Source organism: Pseudomonas sp. HLG18, assembly GCF_051903985.1.
Classification (GTDB): domain Bacteria; phylum Pseudomonadota; class Gammaproteobacteria; order Pseudomonadales; family Pseudomonadaceae; genus Aquipseudomonas; species Aquipseudomonas fluorescens_BT.
In genome coordinates, this window is the sequence record NZ_CP195831.1 from 2,189,389 (window position 1) to 2,204,898 (window position 15,510).

The following is a 15,510-nucleotide window of genomic DNA, read 5'->3' on the forward strand; positions in this document are numbered from 1 at the left end:
ACAGCTCGCTCACGCTCTGAAATGCTTTTGGCTGACATGAGAATGATTGTTCTTCAGGCCTGTTCAGCTATCGTTCAGGTAAATGTCAATGAGTGGCATGTGAGAATGACTTTCATTATGTTACAACTTGTAACCTCATTTCGTTACACAGTGGATGCCGAATGCTCGTTCCCTTTCTGATCATGCTGCGTGAAGGCATTGAAGCCGCGCTGATCGTTGGCATTATCGCCAGCTACCTGCAACAGACCGGTCGTGGCCAGTGGATGCCGGCGGTATGGATCGGCGTGTTTCTCGCCGCTGCGCTGGCGTTGCTGGTCGGCGGCGGCCTGGAACTGGTCAGCGCCGAATTCCCGCAAAAACAGCAGGAACTCTTTGAAGGCGTGGTCGGCCTTGTCGCCGTGGGGATTCTCAGCTCCATGGTGTTCTGGATGCGCAAGGTGGCGCGCTCGATCAAACATTCGCTGCAAGCCTCTCTCGATCACGCACTGACTTCGTCGAAGCATCAGGTCATCGCCCTGATCGCCATGGTGTTTTTCGCCGTCGCCCGGGAAGGACTGGAAACGGTGTTCTTCCTGCTCGCCGTGTTCCAGCAGAGCGAAGGCCCGGGCGCGCCGATTGGCGCCCTGCTCGGCCTGATCCTGGCCATCGTCGTCGGCTTCCTGATCTACAGCGGCAGCATGCGCCTGAACCTGTCGGCGTTCTTCCGCTGGACCGGACTGTTCATCCTGGTGGTCGCTGCCGGGATTCTCTCCAACTCGGTGCAGGCGCTGCACGAAGCCGGGGTCTGGAATCACCTGCAAACCGTGCTCTTCGACTTCAGCGCGACGTTGCCGATGGACGGCCCGCTGGGCTCGGTGCTGGCCGGCATGTTCGGTTATCAGGATGCCCCGACCGTCAGCACCCTCGGTGCGTATCTGATCTATCTGGTAGTGGCGCTGGTGATGTTCTTCTATCCGGCTCCCGCCCCTGCACCCAAAGCCGCCGCCTCGAATTCCGTTTCCAGCCAATAAGGGCCTCCATGTCAAAGCCTAATATCCCTCAGGCCTCGCCTCCCCGCGCCTTGCGCTGGGCGGTGGCCGGTTCGGTGGTCGTGATGATCGCCGCCGGCGGCCTGTTCTACTACGCCTCGAAAATGGCCGCGGCCAAACGTCAGCACAATCATGACGAAGTGGTGGTCAACATCCACCCCGGCAGTTGCGAGCCGAACGAGCTGAGCGTACCCGCCGGGCGCGCCAGTTTCCGCATCGTCAACCGCTCCGACCGGGCGGTGGAATGGGAAATCCTCGACGGCGTGCTGGTGATCGAGGAACGCGAGAACATCGCGCCGGGCCTGAGCCAGGTGATCAACGCCAACCTGCAACCCGGCGACTACGCCATCACCTGCGGGTTGCTGAGCAATCCGCGCGGCGTGCTGCATGTCACGCCGACCGCCGCTTCCGACGCCGCCGCCAAAGCCAAGCCGTCGATGGTCGCTTTCGTCGGGCCGCTGTCGGAGTTCCGGGTTTATCTGGCCACTCAGGGAAGCGCGCTGATCAGAGCTGTCACGGCGCTCAACCAGGCAATCACCCGCGGTGATCTGGCCCAGGCCCAAGCGGCGTATTTGCCGGCCCGTGCCGCGTATCAGCGTCTGGCCCCGGCCGCACAACGCCTGGCGGAACTGGACAACAGCATCAACGCCCGCGCCGATTACTTCGAAAAACGCGAGCAGGATCCGGCCTTTGTCGGTTTCCATCGCATCGAGTACGCGCTGTTCCAGCAACGCAGTCTCGACGCCCTGTCGCCGGTTGCCGAGCGCCTGTTGGGCGACGTCAACACGCTGAAACAACAGTTGCTGGCCCAATCGCTGCCGCCGGAGCAACTGGTGGAAATCCTCGTGCGCAACCTCAACACCCTGGCCGACGTGCGCGCCGCCAGCGGCGAAGAGGAACGCTACAGCCACAGCGATCTCAACGGCTTCGCAGCCAACCTGGAGACCGCGCACAAAGTCGTCGAACTGCTGCGGCCGCTGCTGAGCAAATCCGCCGCCGAGCTGCTGCCGAAAATCGACAGCGCGCTGACTGATTTCGACAACACCCTGAACGGCTTCAAGGTCAAGGATGGCTACGCCAGTTACGACACCGTCAGCGGTGAACAACGCAAACAGATTGCCGACAAGGCCAAGACCCTGGCCGACGCCCTCGACGGCATCGATCCCGCCCTCGGCCTCTCCGGCCTGTAAATAGAAGACGAATACCGATGAACGATTCCGAACACTTCAACCTGCAACGCCGTCGCGTACTGATGGGGATGGGCGCCGCCGGCGTCGCACTGGCCGGCACCGCCCTGAGCTGCCCGGCCATGGCCGCCGTACCCGCGCAAGTCACCGAAGCACCGAGCAGCGACAAGACCCAGGATCATCACGACTTCCATGGCGTACACCAGACCGGCATTGTCACCCCGCGTCCGGCGTCCGGCATGCTGGTGTCATTCGATGTACTGGCCAGCGACCGTGAAGACCTCGAACGCCTGTTCCGCACCCTCAACGAGCGCATCGCGTTCCTGATGAAGGGCGGGCCGGTGGCGCAGATCGATCCGAAGCTGCCGCCGCCGGATTCCGGCATCCTCGGCCCGGTGGTCACCCCGGACAACCTGACCATCACCGTGTCGGTGGGCGAATCGCTGTTCGACGAGCGTTTCGGCCTCGCCGCTGCCAAGCCCAAGCGCCTGATCCGCATGGTCGGCTTCCCCAACGATGCACTGGAAGCCGATTGCTGCCACGGCGACTTGAGCCTGCAGTTCTGCTCCAACACCGCCGACACCAACATCCACGCCCTGCGCGACATCGTGAAAAACCTGCCGGACCTGCTGCTGGTGCGCTGGAAACAGGAAGGCAGCGTGCCGCCGCAAGCCCCGGCCAAACCCGGTGTGCCGGCGCAATCGGCGCGTAACTTCCTGGGTTTTCGCGACGGCTCGGCCAACCCGGATTCCAACGACGACAAAGCCATGGACCGTATCGTCTGGGTGCAACCGGGCAGCGACGAACCGGCCTGGGCCGTCCACGGCAGTTATCAGGCGGTGCGGATCATCCGCAACTTCGTCGAACGCTGGGACCGCACGCCGTTACAGGAGCAGGAAAGCATCATCGGCCGGGTGAAAACCACCGGCGCGCCAATGGGCGCCAGCCATGAAACCGAAGTCCCGGACTACAGCAAGGACCCGGAAGGCAAGCTGACCAAGCTCGACGCGCACATCCGTCTGGCCAACCCGCGCACCGCCGCGACCCAGGCCAATCTGATCCTGCGCCGGCCGTTCAACTATTCCAACGGCGTGAACAAGAACGGCCAGCTCGACATGGGCCTTTTGTTCATCTGCTATCAGGCCGATCTGGAAAAAGGCTTCATCACCGTTCAGACCCGCCTCAATGGCGAGCCGCTGGAGGAATACCTCAAGCCGGTCGGCGGCGGTTACTTCTTCACCCTGCCGGGTGTTACGGGCGACAAGGATTTCATCGGTCGCTCGCTGCTCAACGCTACCCAACCAAAAACAACTGCATAGCATTCAACAGGAGCCGCCCCCATGAAAAAGACGCCCATCGCGTTATTGCTGACCCTTGGTCTACTCAACACCCCGCTGTCGGTGTTCGCGGCGACCGCGCCGCTGGATCTGGTCGGGCCGGTTTCGGACTACAAGATCTACGTCACCGAGCAACTGGACCAACTGGGCACCCACACCAGGCAATTCACCGATGCCGTGAAAAAGGGCGACCTGGCCACCGCACAAAAGCTCTATGCGCCAACACGCGTCTACTACGAGTCGATCGAGCCGATTGCCGAGCTGTTCAGTGACCTCGATGCATCCATCGACTCACGCGTCGACGACCACGAAAAAGGCGTGAAGGCTGAAGACTTCACCGGTTTTCACCGCATCGAGTACTCGTTGTTCTCGGAAAAAAGCACCCAGGGCCTGAACGATCTGGCCGACAAGCTGGATAAAGACGTCCAGGACCTGCAGACCCGCGTCGCCGGCCTGACCTTCCCGCCCGAGAAAGTCGTCGGCGGTGCTGCCGCACTGCTGGAAGAAGTCGCCGCCACCAAGATCTCCGGTGAGGAAGACCGTTACAGCCACACCGATCTCTATGACTTCCAGGGCAACATCGACGGCGCGAAGAAGATCGTCGACCTGTTCCGTCCGCAGATCGAGAAGCAGGACAAGGCCTTCGTCGCCAAAGTCGACAAGAACTTCGCCACCGTGGACAAGATCCTGGCCAAGTACAAGACCAGGGACGGTGGTTTCGAGACTTACGACAAGGTGAAGGACAACGACCGCAAGGCGCTGGTGGGCCCGGTCAATACCCTGGCGGAAGACCTGTCGACGTTGCGTGGCAAGCTCGGTCTGAACTGAGACGTGTAGCGCCTGTTCTGCCGCCTTCGCGAGCAAGCCCACTCCCACACAGGGTCTTTGTTGAACACAAAATTGTGCTCAGCGAAGATCAGTGTGGGAGCGGGCTTGCTCGCGAAGACATTTTTAGCGACGCTGAAAACTCTGTGCGTTAGAGGATGCGATAGAGCAACCGCTCGACCCGCACCCGGCTCACGCGCTTGAGGAACTTGGCCACCCCGGCCGGGTAGTCCGCCAAGGCTTCCAGGTCCTGGAATCGCTCGATCCGCGTGGTGTGTTCGAAGATGTTTTCCAGCTCAAGGCGGCGCGGTTCCAGCCACTCGCCTTTCGGGTCATCGATCAACAACGCGTTTTCCAGGTCGAGACGGAAGGCCCGCGGGTTGAGGTTGTTGCCGGTCAGCAGCGTGTAGCGCTGGTCGATCCACATGCCCTTGAGGTGATAGCTGTTGTCGCCCTCGCGCCACAGATGCAGGTTCAACTGCCCGCTGTCGATGTTGCGCTGATGGCGCTTGGCGAAACGGCGCAGGCTGATCTCGTAGAGATACGGCAGCGCGGCGATCACCTTGAACGGCTCGGTCGGCGGAATGTAGAAGTCGTTGGCGGTCTTGTCGCCGACCACGATATCGATCTTCACACCACGGGCCAGCGCCCGGTTGATCTCGCGGATCACACCCAGCGGCAGGTTGAAGTACGGCGTGCAGATGGTCAGTTGCTTCTGGGCGCTGGCAATCAGTTCCAGAATCACCCGGTTCAGCGGATTGTTCTTGCCCACACCGAGCAACGGGCTGACGGACAGGCCGGCATGCGCCGTGCTGCCGGCACTGGTGTCATACGCGGCGTATTTGAGACGGCTGCGCAGGTCGCCGATGTCGTTGCGCAGGCTGCGGGTGGTCGGCAGGTTCGGCAAGTCGAGGCGATGCACCGCTTTGGATTCGATCAGGCCGTGCTTGACCAGGTGGTGCATGGAGTCCGCCAATTCACGGTTCTGCAACACGTGATAACGGTCAAAGCGATACTTGTCGAACTTGTGCAGGTAGACGTTGTTCAGGCTGGCGCCGCTGTAGACCACGCAATCGTCGATCACGAAGCCCTTCAGGTGCAGCACGCCGAACAGCTCGCGGGTCTGCACCGGCACGCCATAAACCGGCACCACGCTCTGGTGGGTGCGGGTCATCTCCTGATACCAGGCGGCGTTGCCCGGTTGCTTGCCGGCACCGATCAAGCCGCGCTGGGCCCGCAGCCAGTCGACGACCACCGCGATTTCAAGCTCGGGACGCTTGAGTTTGGCGGCGTGCAAGGCATCGAGAATTTCCTGGCCGGCCTCATCGTTTTGCAGATAGAGCGCGACGAGGTAGATGCGCTGGGTCGCCTGGGCGATTTTCTCCAGCAGGCAACGGCGGAACTCGGCGGCACCGGACAGAATGGTCACGGCCTCGGCGGTCAGCGGAAAGCTGCGCAACTTGGGCAGCAGAGAGCGTTTGAAAAGCAACGGCATAGGGCTCGCAATGGGTCGAATCCGAAGAACCCGAGAGCTTACACCATCAACTCCTTCGGGTCTTCACGCCTGATTGATCGTTTCCACGTTCTGCGTGGGAATGCAGAGCGCGGGAACGATCGTAAAATAATTTCTTGACCAAGGAGAACGATCGTTCTACTGTTCATCACATGAACGAAATCACAAGCAACGACACGACCCGAGACATCATTCTGGATGTCACCGAAAAGTTGATCTACAAAAGTGGCATCGCGGCCACCGGCATGGATCTTCTGGTGAAAACCGCCGGTGTCTCCAGAAAGAGTATCTACCGCTACTTCGCCAACAAGGAGGAGTTGACCGTCGCCGCCCTGCAACGCCGCGACGTGCGCTGGATGCACTGGTACAGAAGCGCCGTCGATCAGGCCGAAACCCCGGCCGACCGCCTGCTCAACCTGTTTACCGTACTCAAGGGCTGGTTCGCCTCGGAAGGTTTCCGGGGCTGTGCCTTCATCAACACCAGTGGCGAAACCGGCGATCCCGAGGATCCGGTGCGCCTGGTCGCCAAAGACCACAAACAAAAGCTGCTCGACTACCTGTGCGAGCTGTGTACCGAACATGGTGCCGAGGACCCGCAGCTGTTGGCCAAGCAGCTGCTGATCCTGATTGACGGCGCCATTACCGTAGCGCTTGTGATGGGTGATCACAGTGCCGCCGATAATGCGCAATGCATGGCGCGAAAGTTATTGGACCTGTAACGCCTTAATAAGCCTGACAAGTTGTTTAACTGTTATTAGATCGGGAGACAAACATGTCTACTGCAGCCGAAGTTCGTCCGCCATTGCCACCGTTCAACCGTGAATCGGCCATTGAAAAAGTTCGTCTGGCCGAAGATGGCTGGAACTCCCGCGACCCGGAGCGCGTGTCGCTGGCCTACACCCTGGACACCAAATGGCGCAACCGCGCCGAATTCGCCAACAACCGCGAAGAAGCCAAAGGGTTCCTGACCCGCAAATGGGCCAAGGAACTGGATTACCGTCTGATCAAGGAGCTCTGGGCTTACTCCGACACCCGCATCGCCGTGCGTTACGCCTACGAATGGCACGACGACTCGGGCAACTGGTTCCGTTCCTACGGCAACGAGAACTGGGAATTCGACGAGCACGGCCTGATGTTCCAGCGTTACGCCTGCATCAACGACATGCCGATCAAGGAAAGCGAACGCAAGTTCCACTGGCCTCTGGGCCGACGCCCGGATGATCATCCGGGGTTGTCCGAGCTGGGTCTGTAATCACGGAGCCCGCCACTCACGATGGAAGCAGGGATGCTTCCATTTCGTGCTTTCCCCAAAACAACAATAGCCCATTGTTTTTATCGCAAAAGGTACTTATGGACTGTCAGTAATGACAGTAGCGACAACAGCAAATTCATCAAATCATTGTCATGCAACGAACGTGGCCGGTTGGACGACCGCCCTCTCTTCTACCTCATGACAATGAGCAACTGATATGACGCAAAATAATCTGGTCCCAAACGGTGATTTCGGCACCGGTAACTTTAGTCACTGGATTCCACGAAATTACGACACGCCTATGTCTGTCGTACACCACAACGGTAACTATGTCGCACGTTTGGTCGGCGGTAGAAACCAGGGGCAGAATCTGGCAACCGAGCCCTTCCCCGTTCAGTCCGGTGCATTCGCTTTAAAATTCAATGTTCAGGCGCCCGAGGCTGTCCCGCTGCAAGACACCAAGGATCGACGGTTTCACATCACCGATAGCGGCAAAGCTTCCAATCCACTGGTTCACGCATTTATCGTCTACACGCTTTGGGCGACCAACCGCAGCACGGGTGAAGCAGAAATCTGGTCAGGGTCGGAATATGTCGATCCAAAAACAAGAACGATTACGCTCAATGGCATGATTCGACCTGGCTTCGAATGGTTGGATATTTTCTTCGCCATTTCCAGCGATCCCTTTGGCAACAAAGGGCCGTACTTCATCGGCAATGTCTGGCTCTCGGTGGTGTAACAACTCCCTTCAGGCGCCGCGGGATCATCGAGGATCCCATTCGCGATGAACCGGTGTTACGGCTATGATGACCGCCCGCTCCTGCCCTGCCGAAATAAGCCGATTCCATGCCTTTCGATCTCAGCGTTGACCTCACTACCCTGGCCGTTCTGGCCCTTGTCGCTTTCATTGCCGGATTCATCGACGCCATCGCCGGCGGTGGCGGTCTGTTGACCACGCCTGCGCTGCTCACCGCCGGCCTGCCGCCGCACCTGGTGCTGGGCACCAACAAGTTGAGTTCGACCTTCGGTTCGGCCACCGCCAGTTTTACTTTCTACCGGCGCAAGCTGTTCCACCCAAGGCAATGGATGCACGCGATCATCGGCACGCTGGTCGGCGCCCTGACCGGCGCCATCGTCGCCCACTATCTGCCGGCGGAATGGCTGAACAAGATGCTGCCGGTAATCGTCTTCGCCTGCGGCCTGTACCTGTTGTTTGGCGGCACGCCGAAAGCGCCGCTGGACAGCGACGCACCGATCAAGAAGAAGTGGCAATCGACCCAGGGCTTCAGCCTCGGCTTCTACGACGGCGTGGCGGGTCCTGGCACCGGCGCGTTCTGGACGGTCAGCAGCCTGCTGCTGTACCCGATCGATCTGGTCAAGGCCAGCGGCGTGGCGCGCAGCATGAACTTCGTCAGCAACATTGCAGCGCTGTCGGTGTTCGTGTTTTCCGGGCAAGTGGACTGGATCATCGGCCTGAGCATGGGCCTGTCGGTGATGGTCGGCGCATTCTTCGGGGCGCGCACCGCGATCAGCGGCGGCGCCAAGTTCATTCGTCCGGTGTTCATCACCGTGGTGCTGGGGTTGACCGTGCGCCTAGCCTGGCAGCACTGGTTCAGCATGGCCTAAACGCCGCGCTACATAGACGTCGATCAGATAACGCGCAATCGATTTTGACGCCGGCAACGGCGGCAGATCGTGTACGTTGAACCACTGGGCGTCTTCGATCTCGTCTTCCTGACAGACAATCTCGCCACCGGCGTATTCGGCATGGAAGCCGAGCATCATCGAGTGTGGGAATGGCCAGCACTGGCTGCCCATGTACTGGATGTTCTTCACTTCGATGCTGACCTCTTCGCGCACTTCGCGGATCAGGCAATCCTCGGCGGATTCCCCAGGCTCCGCGAACCCGGCCAGCGTGCTGTAGACCCCGGTGACGAAACGCGGTGAGCGCGCCAGCAGGACTTCATCGCCACGGGTCACCAGCACGATCATGCTCGGCGAAATGCGCGGATAACTGCGCAGCTCGCACGGCTGACAATACATCGCCCGCTCCCGTGGCACCTGAGTCATGGCCTGACCGCAGTTGCCGCAGAACCGGTGTTCACGGGCCCAGGTGCCGATCTGTGCGGCATAGCCCAGCACTTTGTAGATCGTGTGATCGCCGTCGAGCATGAACGCCCGCAGCCCCTTCCAGTTACAACCCGACACCTCGCTGGTGTTGCGCAATTCCAGCAGGTAGACCGGCTCGCCATCGAGGTGGCCGATGCCGTGCTCGGCAAGGATCGACAAGTCCTGGCGCTTGAGCCATTCCCGGGGGAACAGCGCGCCGTTGTCATCGAACAGAAAACCCTCGGGGCTGCGCGCGACGGCCCAGCCGCCGGGTTGATCGGTGTCCAGTACTGCGGTGGTCCAGCGAGATGTCATGGTTTCTCAATCCAGAAATTCGGGTTTCTGTTTGCTCATATGGGCGGCCATGGCCACGCGCAAGTCGGTGGATTGCAACATGGCGGCGTTCCAGGTGGCAACGTACTCCAGACCATCGTCGATACGATGGTCGCGCATGTAGCTGATCATTTCCTTGGTGCCGGTGACCGCGATCGGCGACTTGCCGGCGATGTCCCGGGCAATGTCCATCACGCCTTCGATCAGGCTGTCCTTGTCGCTGTAGACGCGATTGACCAGGCCGATGCTGCGCGCTTCTTCGGCGCCAAAGGTGCGACCGGTGTAAGCCAGTTCCCGCAGCATGCCGTCACCGATGATCCGTGGCAACCGTTGCAAAGTGCCTACATCGGCCGCCATGCCGATATCGATTTCTTTAATGGAGAATTGTGCATCTTCGGCGGCGTAGCGCATGTCGCAGGCCGCGATCAGATCGATGGCGCCGCCCAGGCAATAACCCTGAATCGCCGCCAGCACCGGTTTACGGCAATTGTCGACGGCGTTGAACGAGGCTTGCAGGGTCAGAATCTTTTTGCGCAACAGACGTGCGTTGCGGCCGACGTCCTTGCCCAGCTCGTTGGCGACGCCGGCCAGCATCATCAGGTCGATACCCGAGGAAAAGTGTTTGCCGGCACCACTGAGCACCACCACCCGCACTTCGTCGGTGTCGTCGATCCACTGGAACACCTCGACGATTTCGCTCCAGAACGCAGCGTTCATCGAGTTGATCTTTTCCGGACGGTTGATCTGCACATGGGCGATGTTGTCGGCCAGTTCGACGCTGAAGGCGGTGTATTGAGTCATGGCAGAAATCCTTTACCGGGCTGAAAATGAGGCCCGAACTATAACAAGGCATCAGCACGGCGGTTCGGCCAAATGCGGGACTTTAGCCGTTCTTCACCGCGACGAAAGCGGCGGTCTCGTAAGGCACAGTCACCACCTCTCTGCCCCGCAGCTGCGGCTCGCCGGCAATCAGTTGAGCAATCTGCTCGTCGATCTTCGCGCGCTGTTGATCGTTCAACGCGGCAATGAAACTGGTGGATCGCACCCGGTTGAAAATCACATCTTCCGGCGAGCCGGTATGACCATGCTGAAAGTGCTGAGCCTGCAACGGCCCGAACGCCGGGTGTGGAAAGGCCTTGCGCCATTCGCCGGTGTAGAAGCGCGGCGTGTCGCCTTCCAACGCATTGACGATGGCGTCCAGCTTGGGCACCCAGTCGATCCGGGTGTCGCGCAGGTTCCAGATCAGGCCCAGTTTGCCGCCCGGCTTGAGCACCCGGGCGATTTCATCCAGCGCCTCGGTGCTGGCGAACCAGTGAAAGGCCTGCGCGCAGACGACGGCATCCACCGAGGCATCGGGCAGCGGCAAATCCCTTGCCGTACCGCTGACGGCCAACACCTGCGGCCAGGCCAGCGACAGTTTCTCCAGCATCTGCGCCACCGGCTCAACGGCAATCACCTGAGCACCGGTCGCCACCAATCGTCCGGTGAACTTGCCGGTGCCGGCGCCGAGGTCGATAACGGTCTTGTGGCCATCGAGGCCCAGTGTGCCCGTCAGCCATTCGGTAACGGCAGGCGGATAGTCGGGCCGGCCTTTGACGTAGGTGTCGGCGGCGGTTTTGTAGCCGCTGGCGGCCGAATGGTGAACCTGATCTTTCATGGCCAAACTCCCATGGTAGAACTGCAGATCGAAAACGAACGCTGACGAGCATAGCGCCGGAAAAAGGGCTTTCCTTTAACAAAGCCTGACAAAGCAATGAATAAATTTTCACCCTGCAGTGTTCAAAGTGAAACATGACCCCCTGTGGAGCCTTGCCCATGACTATCCGTTCCGTTATGTTCGCCGCCCCGTTGCTGGTGGCCGCCGTTTTCGTGAGCCCCCTCGCCTTCGCCAATGGCGATGAAGAGGCGCCCGTTCAGAAACCCAACTGCCCCAAAGGCCAGGTGTTCGACACCAAAACGCAGAAGTGCGTGATGCAGACCAGCCATCTGGTGCCCGACGCCGACCGGACCGATTACGCCTACCGTCTGGCCAAGGCCGGCCGTTATGAAGAAGCCCTGGCCCTGCTCGATACGCTGGAACAACCGAACACCGCCAAGGCCCTCAACTATCGCGGCTACGCCACGCGCAAACTGGGGCGCACCGACGAAGGCATCGGCTATTACCTGCAATCGGTGAGGCTTGATCCGCAGTACGCGCAAGTCCGCGAGTACCTGGGCGAGGCTTATGTCATCAAGGGTCGCGTCGATCTGGCGCAGGAACAGTTGCAGCACATCCAGAAGATTTGCGGCACAACCTGCGAGGAATACCGAGACTTGGCGGAAGCCATCAACGATTCATCGAAAACCTGACACGACACGCGGAGGCGAACATTTTCAGCGATCAGGCCTTCAGAACCGAACTCGGGCAACACCTGGCGCGCCTGTGGCGTTACGGCTTGCTGCTGTCGCGCAATCGGCACGTGGCCGAGGATCTGGTGCAAGCCACCTGCGTGCGGGCACTGGAGCGTGCCGGCCAGTACGTGGCCGGCACGCGCATGGATCGCTGGCTGCTGAGTATCCTGCATTCGATCTGGCTCAACGAAGTGCGCGCCCGCCGGGTGCGCCAGGGCCAGGGCGTAGCAGACGCCGACAGCCAGCTGACATTCGATGGCGAATACGCCGCGCAGACCCACGTCATGGCGGCGCAGGTGATCCGCCGGGTCGATGCGTTACCGGAAACCCAGCGCGAGACGGTTTATCTGGCGTACGTCGAGGGCCTGTCCTACCGCGAAGTCGCCGAGATTCTGCAAGTGCCGATCGGCACGGTCATGAGCCGCCTGGCCACCGCACGCCTGAAACTGGCCGAATACCCGCCGCTGCAAGCGGTACCGAACACCCCCGCAGGAGACCGGCAATGAATACGCCTTCCGACGAGCAACTGGTGGCGTATCTGGACGATGAACTGGACCGCGAACAGCGCAGCCACCTCGACAGTCTCATCGCCGACGATCCGCTCCTGAGCCTACGGGTGCAATGGCTGAGCCGCAGCAACCTGCCGTTCAAGACCGCCTATGACGAACTGGCGCAACAGGCGCCGCTCGATCGCTTGCAGGCCCGGCTCGATGCCGCGCCGTCACCGCAGAAGCCGGGTTTCAGCCGACGCTGGTTCATCGGCGCAGCGGCAGCGGGCGTGGCGCTCGCAGGTGTCGCGGCGGACCGCTTGTTCCTGGCCTGGCAAGCGCAGCAATCGCACAACTGGCGCGAACTGGTGGGCGATTACATGGCGCTGTATGTGCCCCAGACCCTCGAACATCTGCCCACCGATGAAGCCTCGCAATTGGCGCAGCTGCGAACCGTCGATGCGCGACTGGGCGTGAGCCTGTCGCCCGCGAAACTGAAATTGCCCGGCGCCGTGTTCAAGCGTGCACAAATACTCGAATACGACGGCGTACCCATTGCGCAAATCGTTTATCAGGACGCCAGATACGGCCCGCTTGCGCTATGCGTGACGCGCTCGAACAGTGGCAGTCTCCCCGTGGAGCAGGAGCGTCGACACAAAATGAATGTGGTGTACTGGACCGTTCACGAACATGCATGGATGTTGATCGGATACAACCCGACATCCGAGCTTCATGGTTTCGCCCGAACCCTGATCAATATTCAGCTTTGATCGTGTCGAGGGAGAACCAGTCTGCCTTCGGACAGACAATCCGGATGAACTTTATCCCCGATGCCTCATGCAAGACGCTTTGTGGCGTGCTGTAGGACGTGCCGAGAGACTTGCTTGCAAGCAGGGTTCCGTCCGCAGACAGATATTCCACGAAACTGTCTTCATAGTTAACGCTTAAATGCCAGAAACTGGCGCAGGAACAGGCATCTTTCAACTCCAGCTCGACGATCACCGGCTCCGGAGGATTACTGTCGCGACCGATACTCAAGACCTGTCCTTCAACCCGCCCGGCGAACGATTGGCCGATATCGGCACGTGGCATGATCGCGCACTCGCCACTGCCCGACACAAAACTGATTCGCAGGTTGGCGGTTTCCATGATGCCCCCCTTCGTCACCACTTGCGCGGGTGCCTGTGTGAAGTCCTCCAATACATTGGTCGGCAGGTTCAGGACCTGATACTCGCGGGTTTTGAAAACCACGGCGGAGCGCTCGTCGTGATGACCGTCAAATGCCACCTTCAGCTCCAGGACCACCGTGGTTTCCGGCTTGAATTTCAGCAATAGATCCCGCATCAGCGCATTGTCCAGACCGGCCGTTGTTTCCGGCTCCGTGACTGGAGCGCCGTTGGCAATCGTGATCTCATAGTCCTTGTCATCGAGACCGGTCCCACGCAGATGAAACCAGCGTAACTGCCCCACAGCCATCCCTGGCCACGGTTTGCAGGTTGCCTGAGCGTGCCCTTTGAATGCGCCCAGTTCGAGCACTTCATCCAGAGCCTGTGGCAACCCCGGGGTTGGCAAGTGCCAATCGGCGTCTTCGATCCTGTGGACGGTGACCACCCGCTCGCCCGATGGCTGCGAGCCTCCTGCCCCCAGCAACTCCCAACCCAGTGTCATCGTTCGGCCGTGATTGGCCAAAAGCACTTCAGGCTTGAGTACAAAATTGGCACGGTGATTCTTGTTGAAGTTGACCGCCTTGAACACCGGTGAGCCAAGCCCTGGAGCCCCGTTGACCACCAGACGAGCCTGATCGCCGTCCCGGGCCTCAAGGAACTCGACACGAGCGGTCACACCGTTGGGAAAGTCCAATGGATGAAACTTGTAGCCAGTCCCGACCAGGGTTGGAGGCAACAGATCACTGGTGGCGGCGCCAATGATGCGGACGGTCAACGTCTCGGAACGATCCAGCGGTACACCACCACTTACCCGGGTGTATCGGAATGTCGCCTTGCCGCCCGAAGCGGCAACCAGACACTCGTGCGGTACGGAGAACGTGTACATGAACGGCTTGTTCTTGACCGTCTCGATCAACGTCAATGACTGCACGTCACCGGTCGCATCATGGAAGCGGCAGTCCAGATAAATGTCGTCACCTTTCATCCAGTTGCCTGACACGTACACCAGCGCAGTCGCGGGCCCGCCGGCAAGCTTGTCGAGGTCGATCGTATAGGGGTCATCTTCGGCGTCGGCAGGGTCTTCACTGACAATCGGCGGGTCGTACCATTGCCCCAAAAGATTGACGTACAAAGGCAATGCGACCGAGTACGGATTGTCGGTGTCCGGACCGTTGCCAACACAATCGGTCACCGTGAACTTCAACGAAAAATCCGCCGCGTCGCCCGCTTCGATGAACGTCGCTTCCTCGATCCTGATCACCAAAGGCTCTACGCTATCGACGTCGGCCTGGGTCACAAGCCGCGTCAGGATCACGCCGTTGCAATCAAGTTGCACGTTGTCGAAAGCTCTCATCAGTGGATAGGAAAGCGTGACAGCAACGCCTTCCCGTGCCCGTTCGGGATTGACGCCTTCATCGAGGACCACTTGCGCGACTTTCAGCTTCAGCTCCGAATGCCCCTCCTCCTCGGGAAAACGATCCACCAGCCCCGGACGCTTGCTGTGGAACCAGACCCGCAACGGGTGTGAAGTTTCAATCTCGACGCCGGCTTGTTCCAGGCCGTAGTCCAGCGTGTTAAGCCCGTCCTTCAAAAATTTCACCGGAACATACAGGTCCGCTCGTTGGTTTTCCTCTCCGGCGGAAATCGGTTTAGTTGCCACTACAACACCGTCAAGTCGCAAGACAAGCCTGTCATCCGCAACCATACCCGCCGAAGGCTCGATGAAAACCTTGACCCCCTCGGGATAGAGATAAGTCAGCGCCAACGGCAGTCCGGCATCGACCGGTTGCGGCGCGGACACCGGTTGTTTCATACCGGGAATACGAGGTTGAACGAGTGTAGGGACGGCCATCGTCTTCAGTCCTTTGCCAGCGGATCGAA

Annotated in this window: 16 protein-coding genes; 11 read left to right on the forward strand and 5 right to left on the reverse strand. The window is 60.1% G+C overall.

The features are described 5' to 3' along the window. The first annotated feature begins 161 nt into the window (after positions 1 to 161). The 4 genes from efeU to efeO (ACSPX5_RS09985) are packed head-to-tail and all read left to right on the forward strand — an operon-like array spanning position 162 to position 4,380. A complete protein-coding gene (efeU, locus tag ACSPX5_RS09970) occupies positions 162 to 1,010 on the forward strand; it encodes an iron uptake transporter permease EfeU (protein ID WP_169430504.1) in 849 nt (282 codons plus the stop codon). Between the two features lie 8 nt (positions 1,011 to 1,018). Continuing rightward, on the forward strand, positions 1,019 to 2,218 hold the full coding sequence (efeO, locus tag ACSPX5_RS09975) for an iron uptake system protein EfeO (RefSeq protein WP_439821596.1): 1,200 nt from the start codon (positions 1,019 to 1,021) through the stop codon (positions 2,216 to 2,218). 17 nt (positions 2,219 to 2,235) lie between these two features. Continuing rightward, positions 2,236 to 3,534 carry an iron uptake transporter deferrochelatase/peroxidase subunit gene (gene efeB / locus ACSPX5_RS09980; RefSeq protein ID WP_169430506.1) on the forward strand — a complete coding sequence of 433 codons (1,299 nt, stop codon included), beginning with the start codon at positions 2,236 to 2,238 and terminating at the stop codon, positions 3,532 to 3,534. A gap of 21 nt (positions 3,535 to 3,555) precedes the next feature. Continuing rightward, positions 3,556 to 4,380 (forward strand): iron uptake system protein EfeO, encoded by an 825-nt coding sequence (gene efeO, locus ACSPX5_RS09985; protein WP_439821597.1) that lies wholly within the window; start codon positions 3,556 to 3,558, stop codon positions 4,378 to 4,380. Between the two features lie 148 nt (positions 4,381 to 4,528). Here efeO (ACSPX5_RS09985) and pssA read toward each other — a convergent pair whose 3' ends face one another. Continuing rightward, the gene (pssA, locus tag ACSPX5_RS09990) at positions 4,529 to 5,872 is read right to left on the reverse strand and encodes a CDP-diacylglycerol--serine O-phosphatidyltransferase (RefSeq protein WP_439821598.1); all 1,344 of its coding nucleotides are present in this window, start codon (positions 5,870 to 5,872) and stop codon (positions 4,529 to 4,531) included. Positions 5,873 to 6,042: 170 nt separating this feature from the next. On the opposite strand from pssA, the gene ACSPX5_RS09995 reads away from it, so the two are divergent. The 4 genes from ACSPX5_RS09995 to ACSPX5_RS10010 all read left to right on the forward strand — a co-directional run bounded on the left by ACSPX5_RS09995 (position 6,043) and on the right by ACSPX5_RS10010 (position 8,768). Beyond that, positions 6,043 to 6,609 (forward strand): TetR/AcrR family transcriptional regulator, encoded by a 567-nt coding sequence (locus tag ACSPX5_RS09995; protein ID WP_007951264.1) that lies wholly within the window; start codon positions 6,043 to 6,045, stop codon positions 6,607 to 6,609. A 53-nt stretch (positions 6,610 to 6,662) separates the two neighbouring features. Next, on the forward strand, positions 6,663 to 7,142 hold the full coding sequence (locus ACSPX5_RS10000) for a nuclear transport factor 2 family protein (RefSeq protein ID WP_007951263.1): 480 nt from the start codon (positions 6,663 to 6,665) through the stop codon (positions 7,140 to 7,142). Positions 7,143 to 7,359: 217 nt separating this feature from the next. Further along, the gene (locus ACSPX5_RS10005) at positions 7,360 to 7,881 is read left to right on the forward strand and encodes a hypothetical protein (RefSeq protein WP_323160508.1); all 522 of its coding nucleotides are present in this window, start codon (positions 7,360 to 7,362) and stop codon (positions 7,879 to 7,881) included. A 107-nt stretch (positions 7,882 to 7,988) separates the two neighbouring features. Continuing rightward, positions 7,989 to 8,768, forward strand: a complete 780-nt coding sequence (locus ACSPX5_RS10010) for a TSUP family transporter (protein ID WP_169430510.1) — start codon at positions 7,989 to 7,991, stop codon at positions 8,766 to 8,768. Here ACSPX5_RS10010 and nudC read toward each other — a convergent pair. The 3 genes from nudC to ACSPX5_RS10025 all read right to left on the reverse strand — a co-directional run bounded on the left by nudC (position 8,736) and on the right by ACSPX5_RS10025 (position 11,241). Further along, positions 8,736 to 9,566, reverse strand: a complete 831-nt coding sequence (gene nudC / locus ACSPX5_RS10015; protein WP_169430511.1) for an NAD(+) diphosphatase — start codon at positions 9,564 to 9,566, stop codon at positions 8,736 to 8,738. The genes ACSPX5_RS10010 and nudC overlap by 33 nt on opposite strands. Before the next feature lie 6 nt (positions 9,567 to 9,572). Further along, positions 9,573 to 10,385, reverse strand: coding sequence for a crotonase/enoyl-CoA hydratase family protein (locus tag ACSPX5_RS10020; protein ID WP_085709995.1), 813 nt, complete (start codon positions 10,383 to 10,385; stop codon positions 9,573 to 9,575). An 82-nt stretch (positions 10,386 to 10,467) separates the two neighbouring features. After that, positions 10,468 to 11,241: a class I SAM-dependent methyltransferase gene (locus ACSPX5_RS10025; protein WP_169430512.1), complete on the reverse strand. Its 774-nt coding sequence runs from the start codon at positions 11,239 to 11,241 to the stop codon at positions 10,468 to 10,470. Positions 11,242 to 11,399: 158 nt separating this feature from the next. Between ACSPX5_RS10025 and ACSPX5_RS10030 the strand changes: the two genes are divergently transcribed. The 3 genes from ACSPX5_RS10030 to ACSPX5_RS10040 all read left to right on the forward strand — a co-directional run bounded on the left by ACSPX5_RS10030 (position 11,400) and on the right by ACSPX5_RS10040 (position 13,233). Then, positions 11,400 to 11,933 (forward strand): tetratricopeptide repeat protein, encoded by a 534-nt coding sequence (locus ACSPX5_RS10030; RefSeq protein ID WP_169430513.1) that lies wholly within the window; start codon positions 11,400 to 11,402, stop codon positions 11,931 to 11,933. Between the two features lie 62 nt (positions 11,934 to 11,995). Then, positions 11,996 to 12,481, forward strand: a complete 486-nt coding sequence (locus tag ACSPX5_RS10035; RefSeq protein ID WP_439822023.1) for an RNA polymerase sigma factor — start codon at positions 11,996 to 11,998, stop codon at positions 12,479 to 12,481. Further along, positions 12,478 to 13,233 (forward strand): anti-sigma factor family protein, encoded by a 756-nt coding sequence (locus tag ACSPX5_RS10040; protein ID WP_169430514.1) that lies wholly within the window; start codon positions 12,478 to 12,480, stop codon positions 13,231 to 13,233. Before ACSPX5_RS10035 ends, ACSPX5_RS10040 begins: the two co-directional genes overlap by 4 nt. Here the strand turns inward: ACSPX5_RS10040 and ACSPX5_RS10045 are convergent. Next, positions 13,217 to 15,481: a hypothetical protein gene (locus ACSPX5_RS10045; RefSeq protein WP_439821599.1), complete on the reverse strand. Its 2,265-nt coding sequence runs from the start codon at positions 15,479 to 15,481 to the stop codon at positions 13,217 to 13,219. The genes ACSPX5_RS10040 and ACSPX5_RS10045 overlap by 17 nt on opposite strands. Positions 15,482 to 15,510 lie beyond the last annotated feature (29 nt).